Origin of the sequence: Amycolatopsis endophytica (genome assembly GCF_013410405.1) — a bacterium.
GTDB classification, from domain to species: Bacteria; Actinomycetota; Actinomycetes; order Mycobacteriales; family Pseudonocardiaceae; genus Amycolatopsis_E; species Amycolatopsis_E endophytica.
The window spans coordinates 927,838-940,195 of the sequence record NZ_JACCFK010000001.1; the positions used below are offsets into that span (position 1 = coordinate 927,838).

The 12,358-nt window shown below is 70.8% G+C and carries 15 protein-coding genes; 10 read left to right on the plus strand and 5 right to left on the minus strand.

The window, feature by feature from the left end:
- The first annotated feature begins 2 nt into the window (after positions 1–2).
- Positions 3–872: an alpha/beta fold hydrolase gene (locus tag HNR02_RS04525; protein ID WP_179771953.1), complete on the plus strand. Its 870-nt coding sequence runs from the start codon at positions 3–5 to the stop codon at positions 870–872.
- Between the two features lie 334 nt (positions 873–1,206).
- Here HNR02_RS04525 and HNR02_RS04530 read toward each other — a convergent pair whose 3' ends face one another.
- Together HNR02_RS04530 and HNR02_RS04535 are read right to left on the minus strand one after the other, a co-directional pair.
- Positions 1,207–1,554: a hypothetical protein gene (locus HNR02_RS04530; protein ID WP_179771954.1), complete on the minus strand. Its 348-nt coding sequence runs from the start codon at positions 1,552–1,554 to the stop codon at positions 1,207–1,209.
- A complete protein-coding gene (locus tag HNR02_RS04535; RefSeq protein ID WP_218902658.1) occupies positions 1,551–2,201 on the minus strand; it encodes a TetR/AcrR family transcriptional regulator in 651 nt (216 codons plus the stop codon). The genes HNR02_RS04530 and HNR02_RS04535 overlap by 4 nt, the downstream gene beginning before the upstream one ends.
- Positions 2,202–2,300: 99 nt before the next feature.
- On the opposite strand from HNR02_RS04535, the gene HNR02_RS04540 reads away from it, so the two are divergent.
- Both HNR02_RS04540 and HNR02_RS04545 read left to right on the plus strand, forming a co-directional pair.
- On the plus strand, positions 2,301–3,674 hold the full coding sequence (locus HNR02_RS04540; protein WP_179771956.1) for an MFS transporter: 1,374 nt from the start codon (positions 2,301–2,303) through the stop codon (positions 3,672–3,674).
- Complete coding sequence (locus HNR02_RS04545; RefSeq protein WP_179771957.1) at positions 3,667–4,923, plus strand: ATP-grasp domain-containing protein; 1,257 nt, start codon at positions 3,667–3,669, stop codon at positions 4,921–4,923. The genes HNR02_RS04540 and HNR02_RS04545 overlap by 8 nt, the downstream gene beginning before the upstream one ends.
- 5 nt (positions 4,924–4,928) lie before the next feature.
- On the opposite strand, the gene HNR02_RS04550 is transcribed toward HNR02_RS04545, so the two are convergent.
- Both HNR02_RS04550 and HNR02_RS04555 read right to left on the minus strand, forming a co-directional pair.
- Positions 4,929–5,900 carry an LLM class flavin-dependent oxidoreductase gene (locus HNR02_RS04550; RefSeq protein ID WP_179771958.1) on the minus strand — a complete coding sequence of 324 codons (972 nt, stop codon included), beginning with the start codon at positions 5,898–5,900 and terminating at the stop codon, positions 4,929–4,931.
- The gene (locus HNR02_RS04555; RefSeq protein WP_179771959.1) at positions 5,897–6,424 is read right to left on the minus strand and encodes a peroxiredoxin-like family protein; all 528 of its coding nucleotides are present in this window, start codon (positions 6,422–6,424) and stop codon (positions 5,897–5,899) included. Before HNR02_RS04555 ends, HNR02_RS04550 begins: the two co-directional genes overlap by 4 nt.
- 72 nt (positions 6,425–6,496) lie before the next feature.
- Between HNR02_RS04555 and HNR02_RS04560 the strand changes: the two genes are divergently transcribed.
- Positions 6,497–7,105: a TetR/AcrR family transcriptional regulator gene (locus tag HNR02_RS04560; RefSeq protein ID WP_179771960.1), complete on the plus strand. Its 609-nt coding sequence runs from the start codon at positions 6,497–6,499 to the stop codon at positions 7,103–7,105.
- Between the two features lie 112 nt (positions 7,106–7,217).
- Here the strand turns inward: HNR02_RS04560 and HNR02_RS35005 are convergent, their stop codons facing one another.
- Entirely contained in the window at positions 7,218–7,406 is a 189-nt protein-coding gene (locus HNR02_RS35005; RefSeq protein WP_218902660.1) for a DUF2000 family protein, read from the minus strand.
- On the opposite strand from HNR02_RS35005, the gene HNR02_RS04570 reads away from it, so the two are divergent.
- Genes HNR02_RS04570 through HNR02_RS04595 form a run of 6 tightly spaced genes read left to right on the plus strand, consistent with a single transcriptional unit; the run spans position 7,401 to position 12,324 of the window.
- The gene (locus HNR02_RS04570; protein ID WP_179771961.1) at positions 7,401–8,054 is read left to right on the plus strand and encodes a helix-turn-helix transcriptional regulator; all 654 of its coding nucleotides are present in this window, start codon (positions 7,401–7,403) and stop codon (positions 8,052–8,054) included. The two genes, HNR02_RS35005 and HNR02_RS04570, sit on opposite strands and share 6 nt — an antisense overlap.
- A gap of 30 nt (positions 8,055–8,084) precedes the next feature.
- Positions 8,085–8,402 carry an ArsR/SmtB family transcription factor gene (locus HNR02_RS04575; protein ID WP_179771962.1) on the plus strand — a complete coding sequence of 106 codons (318 nt, stop codon included), beginning with the start codon at positions 8,085–8,087 and terminating at the stop codon, positions 8,400–8,402.
- A complete protein-coding gene (locus HNR02_RS04580) occupies positions 8,399–9,340 on the plus strand; it encodes an SRPBCC family protein (RefSeq protein ID WP_179771963.1) in 942 nt (313 codons plus the stop codon). Before HNR02_RS04575 ends, HNR02_RS04580 begins: the two co-directional genes overlap by 4 nt.
- A gap of 55 nt (positions 9,341–9,395) precedes the next feature.
- The gene (locus HNR02_RS04585) at positions 9,396–10,394 is read left to right on the plus strand and encodes a hypothetical protein (protein ID WP_179771964.1); all 999 of its coding nucleotides are present in this window, start codon (positions 9,396–9,398) and stop codon (positions 10,392–10,394) included.
- Positions 10,395–10,441: 47 nt separating this feature from the next.
- Positions 10,442–12,082, plus strand: coding sequence for an acyl-CoA carboxylase subunit beta (locus tag HNR02_RS04590; protein ID WP_179771965.1), 1,641 nt, complete (start codon positions 10,442–10,444; stop codon positions 12,080–12,082).
- Positions 12,083–12,096: 14 nt separating this feature from the next.
- Positions 12,097–12,324 (plus strand): acyl-CoA carboxylase subunit epsilon, encoded by a 228-nt coding sequence (locus tag HNR02_RS04595; RefSeq protein WP_179771966.1) that lies wholly within the window; start codon positions 12,097–12,099, stop codon positions 12,322–12,324.
- Positions 12,325–12,358: the final 34 nt, after the last annotated feature.

Genomic DNA, 12,358 nt, shown 5'->3' on the forward strand with positions numbered 1-12,358 from the left:
GTATGCAGATCACCGGATTCGACTACCAGCGGGTTCCCGTCGCCGATGGCGTCTCACTCAACGTGGCGATCGGCGGCTCCGGCAGCCCGATCGTGTTGTTGCACGGGTTCCCGCAAACCCATCTGATGTGGCGGCACGTGGCTGCCGACCTGGCCAGCGACCACACCGTGCTGGTGCCGGATCTGCGTGGCTACGGCGACAGCGACAAGCCCGTGGACACCGGAGAGACGTACTCGAAACGCACGATGGCCGCGGACGTGGTGGCGCTGGCCCGCGCGTTCGGGCACTCGCGCTTCGCGCTGGCCGGCCACGACCGCGGCGCGCTGGTCGCGATCCGCGCGGGCCTCGACCACCCGGACGCGGTCACGCATCTGGCGTCACTGGACGTGCTGCCGACCCTGGACACGTGGGACGTGATGCACGGCGCGAGCGCGGCGGTCGGTTTTCACCTCTACCTGATGGCACAGCCGCCGGGCCTGGCGGAGAAGATGATCGGCGCGGTGCCGGACGAGTTCTTCGGCCATTTCCTGGACGGCTGGGCCCGCAATCCCGACGCGATCCCGGCGGACGTGCGAGTGGAATACCTGCGCGCCTCCCGCGAAGCCGTGACCTCGATCGTCGCCGACTACCGCGCCACCGCGACGATCGACATCACCCACGACACGGCGGACCGCGAGGCGGGCAACCAGCTGACGATGCCGGTGACGGTGCTGCAGCAGGACTGGGGCGCCGCCCTCGGCTACGACGCCGAGGCGGTGTGGCGGGCGTGGGCGCCGGACCTGCTCCACCAGACGGTGACCTCCGGGCATTTCATGGCGGAGGAGTCCCCGGCGGACGTGATCAAGGCGTTGCGCACCCTCCTGGCGCGATGATGGCGAGATGACCGATGACGTCCTGACGCGCCCCGCCCATCACGGGGAGGAGGACGTCGTGCTGGACCTGCTCGCGGACGCCGCGGCCCGGCTGCGCGGGCGAGGAATCGTCCAATGGCCGCGGCGCTTCCCGTTCGACTCGGTGGCGGGGCCAAATCACCGCCGGGGAAGCGCTGCTGGCGGTGCGGGACGGCGAACCGGTCGCGACCGTCCGCCTCGCCACGGCCCGCGACAACGCAGCTTTGCGCGGCTACTACGAACGCGCCGGATACCACCACGTGGCCGACCCACCCGACGCCAAGTGGCCGACGAGCCTTGACGAGCGCGCGGTGGTTCACGAGCGAACGACCCCGCAGCTGCCGACGTAGGACGACTGGCCGCGCCGGTCCGCCACGTGCCGCGCGGTCGTCGTCGAGACGCCGAAGCCCCAGCCGCGGGTGCCGAAGTAGCCGGGGCAGAAACCGGAGATCGCCTTCTCCCCCGGTGAGAGCTGGTCGGTCGCCATCGCCTCGACCGTGGGTCGCCAGCAGCCGGTCGGCGGTGCACCGGGGGTCGGCCATTCCGAGCGGGTCAGCACCGTCTCCCGCAGCACGTCCTCCAGCGAAGGGCCCGCCAGCAGGACGCCCAGCACGTCCGATGCGGAACAGGTGCCCCGGCGCGGCGGTGGCCCGCCTGTCCTCATCGTCCGATGAGCGCGGAGCGGCGGCCGCCTGTCGTCAGGGACTCGACGAGGGTGCGCAGGTCATCCAGATCGGCCTCGAACTCGGCGTCCCAGTCCACGGTTCGATCCAGGTGCTCGGCCAAGCGGTAGTGCGCCGGGACATCTTCGGGGGCAAGTTGCGCACGACGGGCACGTGGGTTGAGCGTCCCCTTGCTGAAACGGCCGTTGACGTTCGAGGCGGTGAAACCGATGACGAATGTGGTGAACAGGCGCTCGACCCGCGCCACCTGGTCGTCGGGCACCCCAGCGTCGAGAAGCGCCTGGTAGACCAGGTCGGTCGCCCGGATGGCGTCGGGCGTGACCGACGGGCGCGCGATCAGCAGGGAGAAGGCGCTCGGATGGCGGGCGGAGAGCTCTCGTGCGGCATACGCCACGGTGCGCAGTCTGGTCCACCAGCCGGCCTCGGCGGGCACCGGTTCTCGCAAGGACAGCAGCTCCGCCAGCAGTACGTCGACCATCCCGTCGAGCAGCGCTTCCTTGTTGGAGACGTGGGGGTAGAGCGCCATCGCGCTCACCCCGACCCGCTGCGCGACCGCCCGCATGGACACGGATTCGAGACCGCGCTCGTCGGCCACGCCCAGCGCCGCTTCGAGGATCTTGTGACGCATGTCATTCACCTCCTACAGTGTAGATCTATACGCTGTAAATACAAAGTATAGGTGCATGACGTCGCAGGTGCGGCTTCCGGCCGGGGGAAGGGGAACGACATGACGTCCGACCACGGGGACGGAAAAGCCGGAAGTGAGGCCAGATGGAGCGCCGCCCGGCGCGGCCGGATCGGCTGGTACGGCTACGACTGGGCGAACTCGGTCTTCACGACGACCGTGACGTCGATCTTCTTCGGCCCGTTCATCACCGGCATCGGTGAACGAGCCGCCGACGCCGACGGGTACCTGCGCCCGCTGGGGTTCCCGGTGTTCCCGAGTTCGTTGTTCCCCTATCTGGTCACGCTGTCGGTGTTCCTGCAGATCTTCGCGCTGCCGACGGCCGCCGCGCTGACCAGGCGGTATCCGAAGGGGGTCCTGCTGGGGCCGCTGTCCTCGTGCGGCGCGATGGCCACGATCGGCATGTACGGGATCGGGGACACCGACTACGCGCTCGGTGCTGCGCTGTACCTGATCGCCACCATGGCGCTGGGAGCCTCGATCACCGTCGCCAACACGTACCTGCCCGTCCTCGCGCCTCCGGAACACCAGGACCGGACGTCCGCTCAGGCTTCGGCCGCCGGGTTCCTCAGTGGCGGAGTCGTGCTCGTGGTCGCTCTCTACGTGTACGCCAACCACGAGGCCTGGGGGATGCCGGAAGACCGGGCGGTACGGCTCATCATGCTCAGCGCGGGACTGTGGTGGCTCGTGTTCGGCGCCGTGGCGGTGTGGCTGCTGCGAGGCTACGGCAGCCCTCCTGTGCCGGAACCGAAAACGAGGCGGACCGGCACCTACCGGTCCCTGTTCGCGGCCCTCCGCCTGCTGCGGAGATTCCCGGGGGCGGCCTGGTTCCTGGTGGCGTTCCTGTTCTACAACAACGGCTTGCAGGCGGTGACCTCGCTGGTCGGGACCTACGCGGCGGAAGAGCTCCGGCTCCCCGAGGACGACGTGGTCACCGCCGTGCTGCTCGTCCAGTTCGTCGCCTTCGCCGGTGCGGTGCTCGCCGGACGGCTGGCCGAGAAGTTCGGCGGCCGCCGGATCTTGCTGGTGATCGTGCTCGTGTGGTCGAGCGTCGTCGTCGCGGGCGGCCTGATTCCGGACTCCTCGTTCGGCGCGTTCATGACGTTGTGCGTGAGCGCGGGCATCGTCGTCGGCGGCACGTACGCGCTGTCCCGGTCGGTCTTTCTCGGCCTGGTTCCGGGCGACCGCGTCTCGGAATTCTCCGGCATCTTCGAAACGGTCAACCGGTGCCTGGGTTTCCTCGGTCCGGCCGCCTTCGGCGGTGTCCTGCAGTGGTCGGGGAACTACCGGGCGGCGTGGTCATCGATCCTGCTGTTCTTCCTGGCCGGCGCGCTGGCACTGATGCTCGGCTCGCTGGCGAGGCGAGGCCGGGAACGAGGACGGCACCAAGAGAAGGAAGCGACCACCCATGTCTGAGGTCCCCCCGGCGAACGGCCGGCTCCGCGTTCTGCTCACCGAAGCATCCAGCAACTCGGCGAGGGAGGTACTCACCGTCCTGGGCGGACAGGGACACGAAGTGGGTGTGATGGACAGCGGCGGCATCTCCTTCACCGCCCTGTCGCGATGGGTCGAGCACCGGCACCCGAGCCCGCCGTTCGCCGCCGACCCGCTGCGCTACCTCGACGCCCTCCGGGAAGTGCTGGCCGGCCACTCGTACGACGTCGTGCTGCCCACGCACGAACAGCTCGTCGCACTGGCCCGCCACCGCGACGAGTTCAGGAAGCTGGTGCCCGGCCTGGCCGTGCCCGGTTTCGACGCCGTACGCAGAGTCCAGGACAAGGCCGCCGCCGCCCGTCTGCTCGACGAGCTGGGACTGCCACAACCGGACACCACTCTGGTGACGAGTGAGCCGGAACTCCTCGCCCAGGCCGACCGGCTGCCCGCCTACGTCAAGCTGCCCGTGGCAACTTCCAGCAGAGGCGTATGGCTCGCCGAAAACCCGGGGCGGTTGTCCGAGATCGCCAAGACGCCCGCCGTGCGGGAAGCCCTCACCGGCGGCGAAACGCTGCTGGTGCAACAACCTCTGGCCGGTCCACTGATCATGGTCTCGGCATTGTTCGACCACGGCGTGTTGTCGGGCGCGCACGTGAGCATGCGGAAACGCGAAGGCGTGCAGGGCAGTGCATCGGCCAAGGAGTCGGTCGTGCTGCCCGACGTCACCCAGCACCTCGCCACACTCGGTGCCGCGCTGGACTGGCACGGCCCGCTCTCCATCGACGCCGTCCTCGACGAACCCTCCGGCACGGTCCGCTACATCGACATCAATCCGCGCCTTGTGGAACCGATGAACGCGGAGCTGGCCGGCGCCGACCTCGTCCGGCGCTGGCTGGCCGTCTCGCGGGGCGAGAACGCCGGGCCGCGTCCCGAGCCGCGCGCGGGGATACGCACGCACATGCTGCTCACGGCGGTCGTACGCCACGCGGAAGTGGGGCGGGGACGGCGAGCCATCCTGCGCGAACTGATCCAGGCAGCGGCCCGGCGCGGTTGGTACGCGGGCAGCAAGGAGGAGTTGCTGCCGGTCCGGTCGGATCCCGCCGTCGCCCTGCCACTGCTCGCGATCAGCGCCTTGCTGTTGCTCTCCCCCCGGCTGTGGCAGCGCCTCGCCCCCACCGGCGCGCCCGCTCATGCCCTGACACCGCAGGGCTGGCAGCAACTGACCGCGTGACCCGGCTACTGCTGGGAGAAAACCTCCGGCCCGGCGCGGCGCACCGTCGCCAGGACGGCTTCCCGCGAGCCCGCGCCCTCCGGCATCAGGATGATCCGCCCGGCGCCGAGCAGCTCTTCCCGCTCCGCGAGCTGCCGTGCGCACTCGTCCGGGTCACCGGCGACGAAGTGGCCGACCACCTGGCGCGCCATCGCGCCGGCGCTCTCGGGTGTCATCTCGGGCTGCTCGATCAGCGGGCGCGACCCTGGAGCACCACGCAGGACGAGCGCCCGCACCCCGTCGACCAGGAGCTGCTGGGCCGCTTCCGTGGTGTCGCCGATCGCGAAGTAGGTCGAGTCGATGTTCTCCGCTGGGTCGATCCGGTGCCCGTTTTCGGCGGCCGCCTCCGCGTGGGCGTCGAGCATGGCGCGCTTGTCAGCGAGGCTCGCGAACGGGGCGAGGATGACCGGCACGCCGACCTGCCCGGCAAGCCACGCGGACGACACCGACGCCACCGACAGCGCGATCGGCGGTCGCTCCGGCACCTCGGGCACCACTCGCACGTCGTCGAACCCGCCTTTCCGCAGCGTCGATTCCAGCGACGTCAGCTTCGCCGTGATGTCGGTGTACCCGGCCAGCCCGTCGCCGAAGATCTCCAGATCGACGCGCGGTTGCCCGCGTCCGACGCCGAGCGTGAACCGTCCGTCGCTGAGGTGGTGCAGCAGCGCGGTCTGCTCGGCGAGCGCGACCGGGTGGTGGTTGGGCAGGACCGCGACGGCCGTCCCGACGCCGAGGCTCGTGCGGCCGAGCAGGAACGCGGCCATCGCCACCGCCGACGGGTTCTGCACCACGGACGTGAAGTGGTGCTCGGTGGTCCACACCTCGTCCCATCCGCCGCGTTCGGCCTCGCGCACGTACTCCAGCGACCAGTCCAGCACCTCCTTCGACGCGGCATCGGTGCCGAACGTGTCGGTGAACAGCATCAGGCCGTGCTTCATCGGACCGCCTCCGTCCGCGCGAGGGCCAGCAGTTCGTCGACCGACCACTGGTCGTCGGCGTGCTCGCCGTATTTGTGCGCCAGGACATGGCCGCCCGGGTCGACGAGGAAGTCGGCGGGCAGGCCGAGCCGCCCGCCCTCCTGCTTGACCGCGGGCGGCCGGTACTTCCCCACCAGCGTCAGGGCGGAGCCGCGCACGATCGCGCCCCACGCGCGAGGGTCCAGCAGCGCGCGGCGGCCCGATTCGACGCCGAACTCGCGGTAGTGCCGCCTGCCCGGATCCGCGATGACCGCGAACGGCAGGCCGTGATCGCGCAGTTCGTCCTCGGGCGAGTGGAAGAACACCACTTCGCGGATGCCCGCGGCGACGATCTCGTCGTGCCGCCGGACGACCGAGCGCAGGTGCAGGTTGCAGACCGGGCAGCCCGCGAACCGGCGGAATTGCAGGTGGACCAGGCGTTCGGGATCGGGGACCGGCACCCGTTCGCCGGTGACGGTGACCAGCTCGCGCTCGTCGACGCGCATGCGCTCCTCCTCGGTAGGCGTGCGGTGTACACCTACGAACGTATGCGCGTATGCTGTACGCTGTCAACCGCCATGCCACGACCCCGTTCCCTGACACCGCACCAGATCGCCACGGCGGCCCTGAACGTTCTCGACCGCGAGGGACTGGAGGCCCTGTCGATGCGCACGGTCGCCGGGGAGCTCGGGATGAGCACGATGTCGCTCTACCGCTACGTCTCCGACCGTGGTCAGGTCGAGGAGCTGGTGGTCGACCTGGTGCTGCAGGAGATCGACCTGACGGTGCCGCGTGGTTCGGCGGGCAGGCGGCTGAGCGTGCTCGCCGACCGCGTCCGCGTGGCGGTCTCACGGCATCCGGCGGTCGTGCCGCTGCTGCTGATCCACCGGCACGGGGTGCCCAGCTCGACGCGCTGGGGCGAGGTGATGCTGACCGTCCTCACCGGCGCGGGAATCACCGGTAAAGCGCGGGCGATCGCGTTCCGGGCGATCATGGGATACGTGTTCGGAGCACTGCAGGTCGAGCACTTCGGCGCACTGGCGGGCCCGGGAACGGCCGCGCTGGCCGGTCTGCCGCCCGAGGAGTTCCCGATCCTGTCCGAAACCGCCGCGCAGGCCAGGACGATCCCTCCGGAGGAGGAGTTCCGGCGGGGCTTCGACCTCCTGCTGCGCGGCCTCGGTCTCTAGTCCGGCTCGGGCGGGAAACCGCACACACACGACACCGGAACCCGGACCACCGCGCGCTGTGCGTCGGCCATCTCCCGCCCGGTCGCGTCACCGGGTTCGGTGCTCACCGGTGTCACAGGTGCAGCGCGAGCCCTTCGAGCGCCTTGTCGCGCGCGGCGGACAACTCCGCGCCGTCCGCGGTGTAGACCAGCACGGGCTGCCCGAACATCGGCAGGTACGCCCGGCCGGAAGCGTCCTCGTAGTCCTGACCGTCCGGGCCGGCTACTGGCGTGCGCCCGACCGCCCGCCGGAGGCGATGCACGCCCACTTCGAGCGGCACGTCTACCACCGGCACAGCCACGAGTCCCACTCGTTCGGCGTCACCGAAACCGGCCTGCAGGGCTTCACCTACCGGATCGTGCACCTGGGGCCGGACCTGGTGGCCGGCGTGCTCGCCGACGCCGCCGAGCGCCCGGCCGGGCTGCCGCTGTTCGCCGACCCGGTCCTCGACGACCCCGGCCTGGCCGCCGCGCTGCGCCGCCTGCACGACGCCTTACGCACCGGAAGCCGGCTGACGCAGGATGAAGCGCTCGCGGCGACCGTCCGCGGCATGGTGCGCCGGGGCTCCACCCGACCGCAGCCGACGCGCGGGGGCAAGGTGCCCGCGGGTGTCCACCGCGCGCGGGAACTGCTCGACGCCGAGTACGCGCGCGACCTGAGCGCGGACGAACTCGCCGCGGTCGCGGGCCGCAGTCGCTACGCCCTGCACCGCGGGTTCCTCAAGGCGTGCGGCCTCGCGCCGAGCGACTACCAGCGTCAGGTCCGGCTCCGCGCGGCACGGCGGCTGCTCGTCACTGGACACACCCCCGCCGAGGCCGCGGCGGAAGCCGGATTCGCCGACCAGAGCCACCTGACCCGATGGTTCGGCCGCTACTACGGCGTCACGCCCGGGGTGTTCCGCTCCGCTTGAGCTATATTCCAGATTGGTTATATTGCTCGTATGGCATCCACGTTCGAGGTCCTCGCCGAGCCGCGGCGCCGGGAGATCCTCGACCTGCTCCGCACGTCCGAGCGGCCGGTCGGGGATCTCGTCGAGCGCCTGCGCCTCACCCAGCCCGCGGTGTCCAAGCACCTGAAGGTGCTGCGGGAGGCTGGCCTGGTCGAAGTCCGGCAGGACGCGCAACGGCGGTGGTACCGGCTGCGCCTGGAACCGCTGGCCGAGATCGACGCGTGGCTGGCGCCCTACCGGCGGATGTGGAACACCAGCCTGGACGCACTCGAACGGCACCTCGACTCGACACCGGAGGGACCACAATGACCGAACTGCGGACGATCGCCGGAAAACCCGTGCTGCGCTTCGAGCGGCGGCTCGCACACGGCCCGGAACGGGTGTGGCGGGCGGTGACCGATCCGGCCGAGCTGGCGCACTGGTTCCCGGCGCGAGTCGAAACCGAAGCGCGGGTGGGCGCGCCGATCCGGTTCGTCTTCCCCGACGAAGCGCCGGTCGACGACGGCGGCAGCGGCGAGGTCCTGGAGTTCGACCCGCCGAAGGTGTTCGTGTTCAGCTGGAACCTCGACGTGCTGCGGTTCGAACTGGTGCCGGACGGGGACGGCTGCCTGCTGGTCTTCACGCAGACGATCGGCGGCGGCGACATCGGCCGGCTCTCCGGTGGCCGCAACGCGATCGGCTGGAACGCCTGCCTCGACGGCCTGACCGCGCGACTGGACGGCGCCGAGCCGCCGCCCGCGCCGGACTGGCTGACGGGCATGGAGCGCTACATCGACCAGTTCGGCCTCGGCGACGGCTCCGCGCACGAGACGGCCGAGGGCTACGAGCTGCGCTTCGCCCGCGACCTGGTGTGGAAGCCCGCGGCGGAGGTCTGGCGGCTGCTGACCGAAGACGAGTCCGAGCCCGGCGGCCCGGCCCCGCTGCCCGCGACGAACGGCTACGTGCCCGCGGGCAGGGTGATCACCGCCTCGGCGCCGCACGTGCTGGAGTACGAGTGGCTGCACGACGGCGCCCCAGCGGGACGCATCCGCTGGGAGGTCGTGGCCGATCCGGAGCTGGGCACACGCATCGAGCTGACGCAGACCATGCCGTTCGCGCTGAAGCACCTCCGGGCCGAAGCGCTGGCCGCCTGGCACACCCACCTGGAACTCTTCTTCGCCGCCACCTTCGGCGACGTCCGCTGCCCCTGGCCGGAGGAGCGCACCAGCTACCTGGCGAAGAAGTACGCCGAGCAGCTGAAGGACTGAAAGGTTCGCGCAGAGTTCACCCGATCGGACGCCACGCCGCATTAGGTTGTCGATCATGACCAACTCGGTGACCCGGCGCTCGGTGCTCGGCGGGGCGCTCGCGCTCGCCGCCCTCGGCGGCGGCACAGCGGTCGCCTCGCGTTCCCCTCGTGTCCTGATCGCGACCAACGAACCGTGGGGCACCTACCACGTCAAGCCGCTGCTCACCGAGGCCGCGCGGCGCGGCTGGCGGCTGACCCAGCTGGTGCCGGACCTCAGCCAGATCACCCCGGGTGATCCGGTGCCCGTCGCGACCCCGGAGACCGCTCCGCGCGCCGATCTGCTGGTCGTCACCGGCGCCGGTGACTGGCCGGCCGACTGCGCCAGGCGGTTCCGGTGGGCACCTCGGGTCGCCAGTTCGCTCGCCTACCAGCAACCCGTCGAGGCGCCGCGGGCCAAGGAGCTCCACCCGTGGGCGATCACGTCGTCCTCGGCGGCGGAGGCCCGCGCGTTCCGCTCCTACCTCGGCCTGTCGCGCTGGCGGCGGATCCAGGTGGTCGGTTCGCCGCAGACCGACGACCTGCCGAAGCGCGCCCCGGAGACCGATCTGGTCCTGGTGCTCACCAGCGTCACGCACCCGGACGGCACCGGCTCGGCCGCACCGGGCACCGAGCTGCTGCTGGCCTCCGCCGAGAAGCTCGCCGCCTCGGGCAAGCGGATCCTGGTCGGGCTGCACCCGCGAGAGGACCGCTCGCTGTGGGAGCGCTACGAAATCAGCGACGTGGCGTCGGTGCGGGCGGCGGCACGCGCGGAGGCGGCCATCGGCATCCCCGGCACGGTGTTCCCGCTGGTCGCGGCGGTCGGCACCCCGGTGGTGGGCGTGACCGATCCGGCGCTGAGCGTGCCCGACTACCTGCTGTCGATCTGCTCCTCGACCATTTCCGACGCCGGGCAGGCGGTCGAGGCGGTCGGCTCCGCCCACCTGCCGGACGCGGACACCCTCGCCGACGCGGTCGGGCCGGTCGGCGGATCGGCCCGGCGGCTGCTGGACACCTGGTCGTGGTTCGCCAGGTGAGGTTCACGCCACACACGCGCCCCTTGCGCAGTAGATAGGCTCCCGGCATGAGCAGCGCGACGGAGCCGATCGGGACGCCTCCGGCGGAGGAGCCGGACATCCACACCACGGCCGGGAAGCTGGCCGACCTCTACCGCCGGAACGACGAGGCGGTGCACGCCGGGTCCGCCCGTGCCGTGGAGCGTCAGCACGCGAAGGGCAAGAAGACCGCCCGCGAACGCATCGACCTGCTGCTCGATCCCGGTTCGTTCGTCGAGCTCGACGAGCTGGCCCGGCACCGGTCGACGAACTTCGGGCAGGAAAAGAACCGCCCGTACGGCGACGGCGTGGTCACCGGGTACGGCACCATCGACGGCCGCCCGGTGTGTGTGTTCAGCCAGGACGTGACCGTGTTCGGCGGTTCGCTCGGCGAGGTCTACGGCGAGAAGATCGTCAAGGTCATGGACCTGGCGATCAAGACCGGCCGCCCGATCATCGGCATCAACGAGGGCGGTGGCGCGCGCATCCAGGAGGGCGTGGTCTCGCTCGGCCTCTACGGCGAGATCTTCACCCGCAACGTCAAGGCATCCGGCGTCGTCCCGCAGATCTCGCTGATCATGGGCGCCAACGCGGGCGGGCACGTCTACTCCCCCGCGCTCACCGACTTCGTCGTGATGGTCGACCAGACCTCGCACATGTTCATCACCGGCCCGGACGTGGTGAAGACCGTGACGGGCGAGGAGGTCACGTTCGAGGAGCTGGGTGGCGCGCGGACCCACAACACCAAGTCGGGCAACGCGCACTACCTCGGCTCGGACGAAGAGGACGCGGTCGCCTACGTCAAGGAACTGCTGTCGTTCCTGCCGTCGAACAACCTCTCCGACGCGCCGGTGTTCGACTCGCCGGAGCCGACCGAGGGTTCGATCGCCGATGGCGTGACCGACACCGACGCCGAGCTGGACACGCTCATCCCGGACTCGCCGAACCAGCCCTACGACATGCACGAGGTCGTCACCCGGATCCTGGACGACGGCGAGTTCCTGGAGGTCCAGGAACTGTTCGCGCCGAACGTGGTCGTCGGGTTCGGGCGGGTCGACGGGCACGCGGTCGGCGTGGTCGCCAACCAGCCGACGCAGTTCGCCGGCTGCCTCGACATCGACGCCTCCGAGAAGGCGGCGCGGTTCGTGCGGACGTGCGACGCGTTCAACGTGCCGGTGCTGACCTTCGTCGACGTGCCGGGCTTCCTGCCGGGCACCGACCAGGAGTGGAACGGCATCATCCGCCGCGGCGCGAAGCTCATCTACGCCTACGCCGAGGCGACGGTTCCCCTGGTCACGGTCATCACGCGCAAGGCATACGGCGGGGCGTACGACGTCATGGGTTCCAAGCACCTGGGCGCGGACGTCAACCTGGCGTGGCCGACCGCGCAGGTCGCGGTGATGGGCGCCCAGGGCGCGGCGAACATCGTGCACCGCAAGACGCTCGCCAAGGCCGCCGACGAGGGCAAGGACGTCGAGGCGCTGCGGGCCGAGCTGATCCAGGAGTACGAGGACACGCTGCTCAACCCGTACGAGGCGGCCGAGCGGGGTTATGTCGACTCGGTGATCGTGCCGTCCCACACCCGCGGCCACGTCGCCCGCGCGCTGTCCATGCTGCGGGACAAGCGCGAGACGATGCCGCCCAAGAAGCACGGAAACATCCCGCTGTAAGGGGGCCTTGTTCGATGAGCGATTCCGAGACGGACCGCCCGTTGCTGCGCGTCGTACGGGGCAACCCGGACGACGCCGAACTGGCGGCCTTGACCGCGGTGGTGGCCGCCGCTTCGTCCGGCGAACCCGAGCCGGAAAAGCCCGAACGCACGTCGTTGTGGGCCGACCGCGCCTCCCTGGTCCGGCGCCCGTTGCCGCAGCCCGGCTCCGGCGCCTGGCGCGCCTCAGCCCTCCCGCGCTGACCCCACCGAACGCGGAACTCGCCGACGGGAACGT

Coding starts and splice junctions, on each gene's coding strand:
- HNR02_RS04525 (WP_179771953.1), top strand. CDS start 3: ATGCAGATCACCGGATTCGACTACCAGCGGGTTCCCGTCGCCGATGGC.
- HNR02_RS04530 (WP_179771954.1), bottom strand. CDS start 1,554: ATGAGGACAGGCGGGCCACCGCCGCGCCGGGGCACCTGTTCCGCATCG.
- HNR02_RS04535 (WP_218902658.1), bottom strand. CDS start 2,201: ATGCGTCACAAGATCCTCGAAGCGGCGCTGGGCGTGGCCGACGAGCGC.
- HNR02_RS04540 (WP_179771956.1), top strand. CDS start 2,301: ATGACGTCCGACCACGGGGACGGAAAAGCCGGAAGTGAGGCCAGATGG.
- HNR02_RS04545 (WP_179771957.1), top strand. CDS start 3,667: ATGTCTGAGGTCCCCCCGGCGAACGGCCGGCTCCGCGTTCTGCTCACC.
- HNR02_RS04550 (WP_179771958.1), bottom strand. CDS start 5,900: ATGAAGCACGGCCTGATGCTGTTCACCGACACGTTCGGCACCGATGCC.
- HNR02_RS04555 (WP_179771959.1), bottom strand. CDS start 6,424: ATGCGCGTCGACGAGCGCGAGCTGGTCACCGTCACCGGCGAACGGGTG.
- HNR02_RS04560 (WP_179771960.1), top strand. CDS start 6,497: ATGCCACGACCCCGTTCCCTGACACCGCACCAGATCGCCACGGCGGCC.
- HNR02_RS04570 (WP_179771961.1), top strand. CDS start 7,401: ATGCACGCCCACTTCGAGCGGCACGTCTACCACCGGCACAGCCACGAG.
- HNR02_RS04575 (WP_179771962.1), top strand. CDS start 8,085: ATGGCATCCACGTTCGAGGTCCTCGCCGAGCCGCGGCGCCGGGAGATC.
- HNR02_RS04580 (WP_179771963.1), top strand. CDS start 8,399: ATGACCGAACTGCGGACGATCGCCGGAAAACCCGTGCTGCGCTTCGAG.
- HNR02_RS04585 (WP_179771964.1), top strand. CDS start 9,396: ATGACCAACTCGGTGACCCGGCGCTCGGTGCTCGGCGGGGCGCTCGCG.
- HNR02_RS04590 (WP_179771965.1), top strand. CDS start 10,442: ATGAGCAGCGCGACGGAGCCGATCGGGACGCCTCCGGCGGAGGAGCCG.
- HNR02_RS04595 (WP_179771966.1), top strand. CDS start 12,097: ATGAGCGATTCCGAGACGGACCGCCCGTTGCTGCGCGTCGTACGGGGC.